This window comes from Paracoccus bogoriensis (assembly GCF_019431455.1).
Classification (GTDB): domain Bacteria; phylum Pseudomonadota; class Alphaproteobacteria; order Rhodobacterales; family Rhodobacteraceae; genus Paracoccus; species Paracoccus bogoriensis.
In genome coordinates, this window is the sequence record NZ_JAHYSR010000006.1 from 1 (window position 1) to 11,802 (window position 11,802).

Annotated in this window: 15 protein-coding genes; 5 read left to right on the plus strand and 10 right to left on the minus strand. The window is 66.5% G+C overall.

Features of this window, described 5'->3' with window-relative positions; genetic code table 11:
* Positions 1-963: 963 nt before the first annotated feature.
* From KY389_RS04190 to KY389_RS04230, 9 genes are read right to left on the minus strand one after another with little or no spacing between them, the layout of a single operon-like run.
* On the minus strand, positions 964-1,425 hold the full coding sequence (locus tag KY389_RS04190) for a flagellar basal body-associated FliL family protein (RefSeq protein ID WP_246587939.1): 462 nt from the start codon (positions 1,423-1,425) through the stop codon (positions 964-966).
* Between the two features lie 8 nt (positions 1,426-1,433).
* On the minus strand, positions 1,434-2,159 hold the full coding sequence (gene flgH, locus KY389_RS04195; protein ID WP_219829561.1) for a flagellar basal body L-ring protein FlgH: 726 nt from the start codon (positions 2,157-2,159) through the stop codon (positions 1,434-1,436).
* A 15-nt stretch (positions 2,160-2,174) separates the two neighbouring features.
* Positions 2,175-2,588 (minus strand): flagellar basal body P-ring formation chaperone FlgA, encoded by a 414-nt coding sequence (gene flgA, locus KY389_RS04200; RefSeq protein ID WP_219829562.1) that lies wholly within the window; start codon positions 2,586-2,588, stop codon positions 2,175-2,177.
* Entirely contained in the window at positions 2,588-3,373 is a 786-nt protein-coding gene (flgG, locus tag KY389_RS04205; protein WP_219829563.1) for a flagellar basal-body rod protein FlgG, read from the minus strand. The genes flgA and flgG overlap by 1 nt, the downstream gene beginning before the upstream one ends.
* Before the next feature lie 9 nt (positions 3,374-3,382).
* Positions 3,383-4,099 (minus strand): flagellar hook-basal body complex protein, encoded by a 717-nt coding sequence (locus tag KY389_RS04210; RefSeq protein WP_219829564.1) that lies wholly within the window; start codon positions 4,097-4,099, stop codon positions 3,383-3,385.
* Positions 4,099-4,365: a flagellar biosynthetic protein FliQ gene (locus tag KY389_RS04215; protein ID WP_219829565.1), complete on the minus strand. Its 267-nt coding sequence runs from the start codon at positions 4,363-4,365 to the stop codon at positions 4,099-4,101. Before KY389_RS04215 ends, KY389_RS04210 begins: the two co-directional genes overlap by 1 nt.
* An 8-nt stretch (positions 4,366-4,373) precedes the next feature.
* Positions 4,374-4,661 (minus strand): flagellar hook-basal body complex protein FliE, encoded by a 288-nt coding sequence (gene fliE, locus KY389_RS04220; RefSeq protein WP_219829566.1) that lies wholly within the window; start codon positions 4,659-4,661, stop codon positions 4,374-4,376.
* 11 nt (positions 4,662-4,672) lie between these two features.
* Positions 4,673-5,065 (minus strand): flagellar basal body rod protein FlgC, encoded by a 393-nt coding sequence (gene flgC, locus KY389_RS04225; protein WP_219829567.1) that lies wholly within the window; start codon positions 5,063-5,065, stop codon positions 4,673-4,675.
* 9 nt (positions 5,066-5,074) lie between these two features.
* The gene (locus KY389_RS04230) at positions 5,075-5,461 is read right to left on the minus strand and encodes a FlgB family protein (RefSeq protein ID WP_219829568.1); all 387 of its coding nucleotides are present in this window, start codon (positions 5,459-5,461) and stop codon (positions 5,075-5,077) included.
* Positions 5,462-5,559: 98 nt separating this feature from the next.
* Here KY389_RS04230 and KY389_RS04235 point away from each other — a divergent pair, with 98 nt between their 5' ends.
* Complete coding sequence (locus KY389_RS04235; RefSeq protein WP_219829569.1) at positions 5,560-6,879, plus strand: FliI/YscN family ATPase; 1,320 nt, start codon at positions 5,560-5,562, stop codon at positions 6,877-6,879.
* 168 nt (positions 6,880-7,047) lie between these two features.
* Positions 7,048-7,731, plus strand: a complete 684-nt coding sequence (locus tag KY389_RS04240) for a Crp/Fnr family transcriptional regulator (protein WP_246587940.1) — start codon at positions 7,048-7,050, stop codon at positions 7,729-7,731.
* 3 nt (positions 7,732-7,734) lie between these two features.
* Here the strand turns inward: KY389_RS04240 and KY389_RS04245 are convergent, their stop codons facing one another.
* Complete coding sequence (locus KY389_RS04245; RefSeq protein WP_219829571.1) at positions 7,735-8,949, minus strand: L,D-transpeptidase family protein; 1,215 nt, start codon at positions 8,947-8,949, stop codon at positions 7,735-7,737.
* Positions 8,950-9,171: 222 nt separating this feature from the next.
* Here KY389_RS04245 and KY389_RS04250 point away from each other — a divergent pair, with 222 nt between their 5' ends.
* The 3 genes from KY389_RS04250 (at position 9,172) to KY389_RS04260 (ending at position 11,751) form a co-directional block, all read left to right on the plus strand.
* Positions 9,172-10,473, plus strand: a complete 1,302-nt coding sequence (locus KY389_RS04250) for a TRAP transporter large permease (RefSeq protein WP_219829572.1) — start codon at positions 9,172-9,174, stop codon at positions 10,471-10,473.
* Between the two features lie 67 nt (positions 10,474-10,540).
* A complete protein-coding gene (locus KY389_RS04255; RefSeq protein ID WP_219829573.1) occupies positions 10,541-10,939 on the plus strand; it encodes a PaaI family thioesterase in 399 nt (132 codons plus the stop codon).
* A complete protein-coding gene (locus KY389_RS04260) occupies positions 10,936-11,751 on the plus strand; it encodes an oxepin-CoA hydrolase, alternative type (RefSeq protein ID WP_219829574.1) in 816 nt (271 codons plus the stop codon). Before KY389_RS04255 ends, KY389_RS04260 begins: the two co-directional genes overlap by 4 nt.
* Positions 11,752-11,802: the final 51 nt, after the last annotated feature.

Sequence of the window (11,802 nt, forward strand, 5' to 3'; positions counted from 1 at the left end):
GCCGCCCGCCACCCGCAGCGTCGAAGCCGCGAGCCCGCGCGAGTCCGAGAAGGCGATGGAAGAAGGTCCGCATGGGCGACAGAATCGCCTGAAACGGGCCCTCAAGCTATTGGGAATGTTTGGGAATGTGGGGCGGCGCAGCCTCGGTCACGCTCCGGCGCTGACGGCGGCATGATCCCGCTGAAGCATAGGCAGGCGCATATCACCCAGCGAGGTTCGCTGTACCATACAAGTTTCCTCTCCACATCGCTCAAATCACGCGATAGGGTCGCGCCGTGGACGTATACGTCGACCGTGCTCGGCCAAGATGCCGATGATCTGCTCGTCAGTGAATCTCGTTCGCTTCATTGTCCGTCCTCAGGTTGGGCCGGACCCTCATCGACGATGCAGGAAAAATCCCGTGGCAGGTCACTCACGCCGTTTGTCCCGCCTTGCGCATAGCGAAACGTCGACAACGAGGCGTTGCGGGACCGGTTGCGGTTCGAGCGCTCCTGTGCGCCGGGCCCGTGGCATCCGGAGCGGCAATGATTGCGGCAGCAAAAGGATTTCCGTTCTCTTCCAAGGGTTTGCGTCTGCTCCGTACGGCACGTAAACGACGCTGTGAGCCCGAAAATCGCCTAAGAAGCTGATTTAACGAAGCTGTTCTGGCCCCGTTGGGTTGCCTTCATGACCTTAAGGTCACAGGTTCAAATACTGTCCCCGAAACCAAAATCATGAAATATATCGAACGCTTAAGAGCATCCCGAACGGGAGGCACTTTGCGTTCCGAGCCCACGTCAACAAAACCCCGGCGCCGCGTGTCAACGGATGGCGCCCGACTCAAGGATGGGCAACCGGCAGGTAGAGGAACCGGAACTCTCCTGAAGGCCCATCGATGGGGGAATAACCCATCGGCGTCAATACCCACAATGCGATGGCGCAGACGAGCCAAGATGCCGGCGCGTTCCGAAACCGGGTCCAAGCTCAGCCCGATTGTCGCGCCAAGTCTTGGATCAGCACTGCCCGAATAGGGGTCTGAGTCGCGGATTGCGCGGCCTTCAGCAATCCCTCGCGCAGCGTTTCAAGGTTTCGGTCCAGCGTGTAATTCCCGTCAAACCCCCCGGTATTGGCGTGGATCATCAACTGCCGCAGCAGCGCGTCGCGCAGGCGGTGTTCCTGGTGTTCAAGCGCGCCGACCTCGGTTGCGTCGGTCTCGATTACCAGGGTCAGGACCATGATGGCGGACATGTCCCCCTGTCTGACCAGCGGCACGAAGAACTGCGTCGGAAAAGTGAACCAGCCCGGCTCAGCCGCGGGGGCCGCAGGTTTCAGGGGCAGGTCGTCCATTGGGTCGGACTCGGGGCGGGGGCGCAGCATGTCGCCTGCAAAGGCGCCGCCCAGCATGGCCAGCAGAGGGATGACCAGAAACGTGATTTTCTTGATCATGGCGGGCCTCAATAGGGCAGCAGGATGTCGGCGATCTGCTGGCCGTAGCGCGGCTGCTGCACGTCACTGATCTGACCCCGCCCGCCATAGCTGATTCGGGCGCCTGCGATGCGGTCATAGGCGATCTCGTTGTTGCGGTCGATGTCGCCGGGGCGCACGAAGCCGCTGACCGTCAGTTCACGCAGTTCGTGATTGACGCGCACCTCCTGGGTGCCGCTGATATGCAGGCTGCCGTTGGGCAGTCGGTCGATCACCGTCGCCGCCACCCGCAGCGTCAGCTTGTCGCGCCGCGAGATGTTGCCGTTACCGCGATAACTGGACGAGGCCGAGGCGTCGGCCAGTTCATCGAAGCTGGCGCCTTCGGGTAACTTGTTAGCAAGACGCTGCGGGATGCCCATCATTTGCGGGATGCTGGCGCTCTCGCGAGAACTGCGGCTGCGGCCCGAGCTGTTGCTGATCTCGGCGCGGTCGTCGATCTCGATCACGACGGTCAGGATGTCGCCCCGAATCGCGGCGCGTCGGTCGTTGATCAGCGCACTGGTCGAGCCCGACCAGAGCGAGGCCGCAGCCTCGGGCCGCCCCGAGCCGATGGGCAGATCCAGCGGCGGGTTGACCATGGCCATGAATTCCTCGGTCTCGCGCGGCGATGTCAATTCGGGCGGCCGACCCAGATGGTCCACGCGCGCACAGGCGGTCAGCGCAAGAGAGAGGCACAAGATCCTGGTGGTTTTCATTTGAAATTCCTGTGGTTAATGCGCCACGACGCTGCCGTCAGGCATGACGCGCGCCGAAAGCGTGCTGCGCGAGGCGAGATTCATCACCCGGATCGTGTCACCCGCCGCTCCGTCCGACAGGGCGCGGCCCTCGGCCTCGATCCGTAGTGCGCCGCGCAAAAAGATGACGCGAAGGATCTGATTGCGGCTGACCAGACGAGGCGATTGCAGCAGGGTCGCGTGCAGCGGGCGTCCTTCGTGGATGGTGACACGGGTCTGCATTCCGATCGCCTCGGACGGGTTGTTAATGCCAGGGCGGTCGCTGTCCACTGCGCGCAGGTCGTCGGCCGTGATGATGGTGCCCGCCGGTAGGGTGCGCGCGGCCGCCAGCGTGCCGGCCTGGACGAAGACCGGCCAGCACAGCGCCAGCGCCAGAAAGCCCGCGCGCATCAGCGCACCTGCGAGGTCGCCGCCAGCATCTGGTCGGCGGCGGTGATGACCTTGGCGTTCAGCTCGTAGCCGCGCTGCGCCTTGATCAGCTCGGTGATCTCGCGCACCGCATCGACCGAGCTTTCCTCCAGATAGCCTTGCCGCAGCGTTCCAAGGCCCTCCTGCCCCGGATTGACGACCTGCGGTGCCCCCGAGGCGGCTGTTTCGATGAACAGGTTGCCTCCGATCGCCTCCAGCCCCTTTTCGTTCGAGAAGCCTGCAAGGGTGAACTGGCCCAGCATCTCGGGTTCGACCCGGTCGCCGAAATAGGCATAGACCTCGCCTGCCGCATTGATCGAAATTGATCGCGCATCGTCCGGAATGGTGATCTCGGGCACGACCGGATAGCCATCCGATGTGACCACCAGCCCGTCGGCCGAGCGTTTCAGCCCGCCGTCGCGAGTATAGCCGGACATTCCCGAGGGCAGCACGACCTCAAGGTAGCCGTCACCATCAATGGCCAGGTCAAGGTCGCCGCCGGTCTGGATCAGCGATCCCTGCTGTAACGTGATGCTGACAGCGGTCGGCCGGACGCCAAGGCCCAGCTGCACGCCAGCGGGAATGACCGTGCCGTCCGAGGCCGTAACCGCGCCGGGCCGGGCAGCCTGTTGATAGTGCAGATCCGCGAATTCGGCGCGTCGGGCATTGTAGCCGGTTGTGGACATGTTGGCGAGGTTGTTCGAGATCACCTCGACACGGGTCTGTTGCGCGCTCATGCCGGTGGCGGCGATTTGCAGGGCTTTCATGGCGGGGTCCTATCGGGTCAGGGCGGAAAGGGTGTTGCGGATGCGCTGGTCCTCGCGTTCGAGGAAGCTCTGGCCCAGCTCGTAGGCGCGCTGGACCTCGATCATGCGGGTGATCTCGAAGACGGCATCGACATTGCTGTCCTCCAGAAAACCCTGCCGGATGCCGGTGGTCTCAAGCGGCTCTGGCGCGCCGTCGATGCGGAACAGCGTGCCGCCCTCGCGCGTGGGGGTCTGGCCTTCGGGCGGGGCAAAGACGCCGACGCGGCCGAAGGGCACGCCATTCGCGGACAGCGTGCCATCCTGTCCCACCGCCACCGCGCTGGCGCCGGCAGGGATGATGATCGGGGCCTGCCCCTCGTCCAGCAGCCGGTGGCCGTCGGAATTCATCAGCTCGCCCTCGGCCGAGGGCGTGAAGGCGCCCGCCCGCGTCAGCCGCACGCCGTCAGGCGTCTCGACCAGAAAGAAGCCCTCGCCCTCGATGGCCAGATCGAAGCGGTTGCCTGTCTGGCTCAGCCCGCCCTGATTCAGGTCCAGCAGCCGGCCGCGCGCGTGAGCCATCGACAGCGTGTCCCCGCGGCGGTCCAGCGCGGCAAGGTGCTCGGCAAAGATTACCCCTTCGCGGCGGAAGCCGGGCGTGTTCGCGTTGGCGATGTTGTTGGCGATGACGCGCATCTCGGCCATCAGGCCCGATTGCCGGTTCAGGCTGGCATAGGTCGCGTTGTCCATCAGCTTGCCTCGATCAGGGGGATGATCTGACCGATGTAGAAGTCGGACAGGGCACTGGTCATGAAACTCATGCCGACCCAGAAGACGACCAGCATCAGCGCGATCTTGGGAACGAAGGTCAGCGTCATTTCCTGCACCGAGGTCAGCGCCTGAAAGAGGCCGATTACCACCCCGCTGACCAGCGCCACCATCAGCAGCGGCGCCGACATCCTGACCGCGACCAGCAGGGCTTGCCGCAGCACGTCGAACAGCATCATCTCGGTCATGGAATGCCTCAGACCGGCATACGCAGGATTTCCTGATAGGCCTCGACCACGCGGTCGCGGATCGAGACGACCGTGTCCATGGCCAGTTCGGCCTCGGCCAGGGTCTGCACCAGGGTGTGGGTGTTGGCCTGCCCGATCATCGCGGCGGTCGCGACCTGATCGACCTGTCCCATATGCCGGGCGAATTCTTCAGCTGCCTCGCCCACGCGACGCAGCGCGTCGGGCGCTTGCGCCCCCGGAGCGGTGGCGGTGCGGGCGGCGGAATAGGCATTGGCGGCGTTCAGGCTGGTCAGCATGGCAGATTCTTTCATCGACGGAGGATTTCAAGAAGCGACGCGCTCATCTGGCGGGTCTGTTCAAACATACGCAGATTGGCCTCGTAGCTGCGGCCGGCCTCGCGGCTGTCGGCCATCTCGATGATGAGATCGACATTCGAGCCGAGGTAGTAACCGTCCTGGTCGGCCATGGGATGGCTTGGATCATGGATGCGCGGCAGCGGCGTCTGGTCCAGGCGCATCCGCCCCGGCTGCACCTCGCCTGAAGGGCGGCCGAAGCGCATCGCCTCTTCAAAGGTGACAAGCTTGCGGCGGTAGCCGGGCGTGTCGATATTGGCCATGTTTTCGGCCGTATGACGCAGCCTTTCGGCTTGGGCGCGCATCCCCGAGGCCGAAATACCCAGGGCAGAGATCGGTTCGCTCATGCTGTCCCCTCACCGGCGGCCGATGCTGCTGCGCATCAGGTTCAGCGCCGAGCGGTAGATCCCGATCGCCATGTCATGCTGGCGTTTCAGTTCCGCCGCGCGGACCATCTCGGCCTCCAGCGAGACCGAATTGCCGTTGGGCGAGGCGGTGCTTTCGACCGCGACGGGACGAATTGCGCGATCGGCCCAGTTGGGGGGCGGAAGATGACCGGCGCGGGTCGCCCGCATCGCCGGGGCGGACCCGCTGCGATAGCTGTCGGCAAAGGCAGGCAGGTCGGTGGCCCGATAGCCTGGTGTGTCGGCATTGGCTATGTTGCGCGCCGTCACGATCTGGCGCTGCGCCACGTGATGGCCCATCGCACGGGCCATCCGCATCATCTCGATTCGTTCAAACATGAGGCTTCTCCTCATTCACCTTAAACCCGGTCTTAACCCCGATTCCTTTAGAAACCCTTTCGGGGCGAGCGATTCCCCCGGCAGGCGAGGAACCGGAAATGGATAGAATTGAATCGATCACCCGCCAGATCGCCGCGATGCGGCTGGCGCGCTATTTCGGACATGTCCAATCCATCCGTGCCGGGTTGATCCGGGTTTCGGGGCTTAGTGATCGCGCCTCGGTCGGGGATCGTGTGCAGATCGCGCTGGAGCCTGCCCCCGTGGGCGGAGAGATCGTGGGCCTCGGCCCGCGCCATGCCGAAATCCTGCCCGAAGGCGAAATCGACGGCCTGTCCGTGGGCGCCGAGGTCGAGCTGCTCTTTGCGCCCCGTATCGCGCCCGCCGACGACTGGGTCGGCCGGATCGTCGATCCGCTGGGCCAACCTCTGGATGGCCGCCCGCTCAGCCGGGGCGATACGCCACGCCCCTTCCGCTGCGAGGCGCCCGCTGCGGTGGGGCGCAAACGGCTGGGGGGGCGGCTGGCAACAGGGCTTGCGGTCTTCGACACGCTGCTGCCCCTGGTGCGCGGGCAGCGGATCGGGCTTTTCGCAGGATCGGGCGTGGGCAAGTCCACGCTGTTGTCGCAGATGGCGCGCGGGGTCGAGGCCGATGTCGTCGTCATCGCCATGATCGGAGAGCGCGGGCGTGAACTGCGCGAATTTGTCGAACGCACCCTGGGCCCCGAGGGGATGGCGCGCGCGGTGATCGTGACGGCGACCTCGGACCGCTCACCGCTTCTGCGGCGGCGCTGTGCCTGGGCCGCGATGGCGGTGGCCGAACATTTCCGCGACCGGGGCAAACATGTTCTGTTGCTGGCCGATTCGATTACCCGCTTTGCCGAAGCGCATCGAGAAATCGCGCTGGCCGCCGGTGAGCCGCCCAGCTATCGCGGCTATCCGCCCTCGGTGTCGAACCTGATCATGGGGCTCGCGGAACGCGCCGGCCCCGGCCCGGAAGGCGCAGGCGATATCACCGCGATCTTCAGCGTTCTTGTGGCCGGCTCAGACATGGAGGAGCCGGTCGCAGACATCCTGCGCGGCACGCTGGATGGACATGTCGTTCTTGACCGCGCCATTGCCGAACGCGGGCGCTTTCCGGCAGTCGATGTCGTGCGCTCGGTCTCGCGTGCCTTGCCCGAGGCGGCAGATGCGGCCGAGAACCAGATGATCGGCCGCGCCCGCGCCGCGCTTGGCGTCTATGCCGAATCGGAATTGATGATCCGCGCGGGCCTTTACGCGCCCGGTTCGGACCCGCGGCTGGACGAGGCTGTCCGCCTGCAACCCGCACTGGATGCCTTTGTCGCACGCCCGAGCCCCTCGGTCGCGGCCAGCTTCGCCGAACTTGGCGCCGCCCTGCACCAGACGACGGCAAGGCGCTGAAACCGCCCTGTGGCCGGGCGCGTTGCAGATGTTGATGAATGTTAGACGGGGTCCACGCCCCATTGCGCCCGGATTCCCGATTTGCAACTGTCCGCCAGCCAAGGGAAAGGGGGTCGGGAAATGGCAATCTCGGAATATTTTATTCGCTATTTACAACGATGTGACCATTTGTCTGATGCCGACCTCGCGCGGCTGCGCGCCATGCCCACCCGACATTATCAGGCCGCCCCCGGAGAGGTGATCGTCGAGCCCGGACCCAAGGCCAGCCAGAGCTGCATGATGCTGCGCGGAATAAGCGCGCGATTGCATCGGCTGAAGGGCCGCAGCGGGCAGCAGGTCATCACCGCGCTGCATGTGCCCGGCGACTTTGTCGATCTGCACGGCTTTGTTCTGAACGGCCTGTCCCATGCCGTCATTGCCATCGGTCCGGTCGAGGTCGAGTTCGTTGACCACTCGGAACTGGTCGAGATCACGCGCAACTATCCCCATCTGACCCGCCTTTTGTGGCGAGCCACGCTGATCGACGCCGAGATCCACCGGCAATGGCTGGTCGCGGCGGCCTCGCTGCGCTCCAACGCGCATCTGGCGCATCTGCTGTGCGAGATCTACACGCGTTTGAACGTGGTCGGCGCGGCGACGGATCTGCACTTTTCCATGCCGCTTCTGCAGCGCGAACTGGCCGATCTTCTGGGATACTCGCCGATCCACGTGAACCGCGCGGTGCGTGATCTGCGTGACCGTGGTCTGGTGCGTTGGGTCGGCGCCGAGATCACGATCCTCGACTGGGACGGTCTGGTGAGGCTGGCGCGATTCGACCCTGATTATCTGGACCTTGGCCGCGAACCGACCTGAGCGTCAGGGCTGATCATCTTCGGGCAGGGGCATAACAAAGCCCTCGGGCAAGGCCGCGCCAAGGGCCTCGCCAAGCGCGTCCTGAGTCGCCTCGGCGGCCGCCGCTTGGGGGGCGGCGGGTGTCGCACCGGAATCCGCAGCGCCTTCGGGCAGCGAAAGCTCTGGCGCGGGCGGTTCGGCGCGCGTCGCGCCGGTCACGTCCGCGATGGTCACGCCCGGATCGAGGAACTCGACTGTCGTGCCGCCGATCCGGACCAACCCTGCCAGTTCCTCGGCGTCCCAGTTCGTCAGCCGCACGCAGCCCATCGACTGATTACGGAACAGTTGCGAGGGGGTGGGCGTGCCATGGATGCCGTAGGTCGGCTTGGTCAGACCGATCCAGACCGTGCCGACCGGGCCGTTCGGCCCCGGCGGGATCACCAGCTTGCGGTCATTGTCGCCCTGCTGAAAATTGATCGCCGGGTTGTAGGTATAGTTCGGGTTGATCGCAACCGTCGCGATATTGTGCGTGCCAGTCGGCGAGGGTGTGGCGCTTGATCCGATCGTGGCGGGGTAATCCACCAGCAACTCGCCGCGCGCATTATAGCCTGCGACGCGACGGTTTTCCTTGTCGATGATGATGCGCGTCACCTCTCCCCGGATCGGCGGGTTCGGGGCCATGACCTGGATTGTGGCGCCGGGCACGAAGTCGATGCCGGGATTCAGCATCTGGATGAATCGTTCGTCCATATGGAACCGCTCGGCCAGACGCTCGGCCACGCTGGTATAGCCCATCGATTCCATCTGCGCCTTTTCGGCATAATCGGTGGGGATCGAGGCAACCAGGCCCTGCGCATCGGCCTCGGTGATGGTATAAGTCTGCGTGACCGGACGTTCCGCAAAGGCTTGCAGCAGGTTCCAGACATGCGGGTCCATCACGCCGTCGATCGGCAGACCTGCCCGACGCTCGAAGGCCTTGATCGCGCTCTGGCTCATGCCGCCCTTGAAACCGTCGATCACGCCCGGCGAGATGCCCGCGCGGTCCAGCAGCAGTTGAACCTTGGCTGTCAGGGGCGAGCGACCTTCGGGCAGGGTGCCGCCATCATATTGCGCGGCCTCGATATCGGCGGCGGTGAAGCGGCGATCCTCCTGCGCGCGGGCAGGCGCTACCGGGGTCAGAAGGCCCAGCAACAGGGTCACGATCAGGGCCGGGAACATGGGGCCGGTCATCCGCTTCATTGCACACTCCGAAAAAGGGTCACAGGGACAATCCCTTGTCCCGATGGCTTGCGCCAGATACCGCCCCGGTCAACTTTCGGTCAATTCCCGATTGCCTTCGGGTCATCGCGGTGCCAGCCTGCCCGGAATCGAGGAGGAGGCCGTGAAAATCAACCCGTTCAGGGGGGCAGGGGCGCGACGCGGCCCGACGGGCCGCGGCACCGGGTCGCACGGGGCCGGCTGATGCCCGTGGCGATCGGACTTGCCGCGTTCGGCCTGATGCTGGTCCTGCTGGCGCTGCGCCTGCCTGCCGCGCTGGCCATCGCCGCCGTGGCGCTGCCCGCGCTGCTGCTGGCCGACTGGCTGGCGCCCGCCGACGCGACCGGCGCCTTTCTCGGCGGACTGCGCGATCTGGCGGCCGATCCGGACCTGCTGCTGCTGCCTCTGGTCGTGGCGCTTGGCAATCTGGCCTTCTACAGCGGCATCGCCACGCGGCTTTATGATGCGGCGCTGGTCTGGCTCAGGCCGCTGCCGGGCGGGATGGCGGTGGCTTCGGTCATCGGCTGCGGCGGGTTCTCGGCCATCTCGGGCTCGTCCCTGGCCTGCGCCTCGACCATGGGCCGGATCTGCATCCCCGAGATGCTGCGCGCGGGATATGATCCGCGCCTGGCCACGGCCTCGGTGGCCGTGGGGGGCACGCTTGGGGCGCTGATCCCGCCTTCGGTGCTGTTTATCCTTTTCGGCCTGCTCAGCGCCACGCCGGTCGCGCAATTGTTCATGGCCGGGCTGCTGCCGGGCCTGCTGTCACTGGCGGGGATGATCCTCGTCATCCTCTGGTGGACCGCGACCGAGCCCGCCGCCGCCCCGCGCGGGCAGGCCGCCGGCGCCAGCCGGGGGCAGGCGCTGCTGGCCGCCTGGCCCGCCCTGCTGCTGTTCGCGGTGATCCTGGGCGGCATCCAGTCGGGCCGGCTCGGCGCGCTTGCCGCCGTCTCGCTGGCCATCGCGCTGACGCTTGCCGTCGGGCTGGCCAGCCGCCGCCTGCCGCCCGAGACGCTGCTGCAGGCCCTGCGCGAGACGCTGCGCCAAAGCGCGGCGCTGGCGGTGATCCTGCTGGCGGCCAAGCTGCTCTTTGCGCTGGTGGCCCTGACCGGACTGGCCGAGGCGCTGACCCAGTGGGTCGATCGCGCGGGCCTGTCCTTCGTCGCGGTGATGCTGGCGGTGGTGGTGCTGCACATCGCCCTGGGGATGGTGCTGGACCCGGTGGCGGTTCTCGTGCTGACGCTGCCCTTCACGATGCCGCTGGTCGATCTTTACGGGATGGACCCGATCTGGTTCGGCGTGGTGCTGGTCAAGCTGATCGAGATCGGGCTGATCACGCCGCCCGTGGGGCTGAACGTCTTCGTCGTGTCGAATGTGGCGCGGGGGGCGGGGGTGCAGCCGATCTTTGCGGGCGTGTCGCGCTTTCTGTTCGTCGATCTGCTGGTCCTTGCGGCGCTGGTCCTGTTTCCCGCGCTGTCGCTGATCCTGCCGGCGGCGATGGGATAGGGCAGCAGGCCCTTGCCTTGGCCGGGGCGATGGGCCACATCCGCCCCGACCCACGAACGGAGCTGCCATGACCCCGACCGACGATGACAGCGGCGCGCAGCGCCTGATCGGTTTCGCGCTGGACATCAGCGACGGGGCGCGGGCGCGCTGCATCCTGGACCTGGACGACCGCCACCTGAACCGCATGGGCATCCTGCATGGCGGGATCGCGGCCACGCTGCTGGACAGCGCGCTTGGCGTCACGGCCAGCCTGACGAACGATCCGTCGGGGCGCCATCCGGTCAGCACCGTCTCGCTGAACGTGAACTATCTGGCGCCTGGCCGTCCGGGCCGGGTGACGGCGACCGGCCGGCTGACCGGCGGCGGCCGCTCGACCCTGTTTGTCGAGGGCGATCTGCGACACGAGGACGGCACGCTGATCGCCACCGCGACCGGCGTATTCCGCAAGCTGAAGGCATCGGCATGAATCCCTATACCAACGCGCATTGCGAGATCAGCGACCTCGGCGACCGGCTGGTGGTGGAAAACCGCAACGCCGCGCGGCGCAACGCCCTGACGCCCGAGTTCCAGGAGGGTCTTCTGCACGCGCTGACCCTGGCCTCGGACGAGCCGCGTATCGGCGCCGTGATCCTGATGGGCGAGGGGGACTTCTTCTGCGCGGGCGGCGATCTGAACCAGTTGCTGACCGCGCAGTCCATGGACGAAGGCGAACGCCGCGCCCGGATCGACGCGCTGAACGACCTGATCCGCGCCGTCGTGGATTGTCCGCGCCCGGTCATCGCCGTGATCGAGGGCGGCGCGGCGGGGGCGGGTCTGTCCCTGGCTCTGGCCTGCGACATGGTGATCTCGGCCCGCGACGCGCGGTTCACGGCGGCCTATGTGAATGCCGGTCTGGTGCCGGACGGGGGGCTGACGGCGGCGCTGGCGGCGGGGCTGCCGCCGCAGATGGCCGCGCATATGGCGCTGACCGGCCTTCCGGTCGAGGCCACGCGCCTGCACGCGCTTGGCCTTGTCACCGAACTGACCGAACCGGGCGAGGCGATCATGGCCGCGATGGCGCTGGCCGACCGTCTGGCGGCGGGTCCGGCCCGGGCGCAGGCGGCGATCAAGCGGCTGCTGACGGGCTGGCGCCGCACCGCCTTCGAGGCGCAGCTGGCCGCCGAACGCGACGCCATGGCCGAGGCGCTGGCCTCGCCTGAGGCGGCCGAGGGGATCAGCGCCTTCCTGGCGCGCCGGACGCCCGATTTCCGCGCCCTGCGCGATCCGGACGCGTCCTGATTCGACGTGCCCTGTTCGCCCATCGTCAGCCGGCAGCGGGGCGGCGGGGCA

Coding starts and splice junctions, on each gene's coding strand:
- KY389_RS04190 (WP_246587939.1), bottom strand. CDS start 1,425: ATGATCAAGAAAATCACGTTTCTGGTCATCCCTCTGCTGGCCATGCTG.
- flgH (WP_219829561.1), bottom strand. CDS start 2,159: ATGAAAACCACCAGGATCTTGTGCCTCTCTCTTGCGCTGACCGCCTGT.
- flgA (WP_219829562.1), bottom strand. CDS start 2,588: ATGCGCGCGGGCTTTCTGGCGCTGGCGCTGTGCTGGCCGGTCTTCGTC.
- flgG (WP_219829563.1), bottom strand. CDS start 3,373: ATGAAAGCCCTGCAAATCGCCGCCACCGGCATGAGCGCGCAACAGACC.
- KY389_RS04210 (WP_219829564.1), bottom strand. CDS start 4,099: ATGGACAACGCGACCTATGCCAGCCTGAACCGGCAATCGGGCCTGATG.
- KY389_RS04215 (WP_219829565.1), bottom strand. CDS start 4,365: ATGACCGAGATGATGCTGTTCGACGTGCTGCGGCAAGCCCTGCTGGTC.
- fliE (WP_219829566.1), bottom strand. CDS start 4,661: ATGCTGACCAGCCTGAACGCCGCCAATGCCTATTCCGCCGCCCGCACC.
- flgC (WP_219829567.1), bottom strand. CDS start 5,065: ATGAGCGAACCGATCTCTGCCCTGGGTATTTCGGCCTCGGGGATGCGC.
- KY389_RS04230 (WP_219829568.1), bottom strand. CDS start 5,461: ATGTTTGAACGAATCGAGATGATGCGGATGGCCCGTGCGATGGGCCAT.
- KY389_RS04235 (WP_219829569.1), top strand. CDS start 5,560: ATGGATAGAATTGAATCGATCACCCGCCAGATCGCCGCGATGCGGCTG.
- KY389_RS04245 (WP_219829571.1), bottom strand. CDS start 8,949: ATGAAGCGGATGACCGGCCCCATGTTCCCGGCCCTGATCGTGACCCTG.
- KY389_RS04250 (WP_219829572.1), top strand. CDS start 9,172: ATGCCCGTGGCGATCGGACTTGCCGCGTTCGGCCTGATGCTGGTCCTG.
- KY389_RS04255 (WP_219829573.1), top strand. CDS start 10,541: ATGACCCCGACCGACGATGACAGCGGCGCGCAGCGCCTGATCGGTTTC.
- KY389_RS04260 (WP_219829574.1), top strand. CDS start 10,936: ATGAATCCCTATACCAACGCGCATTGCGAGATCAGCGACCTCGGCGAC.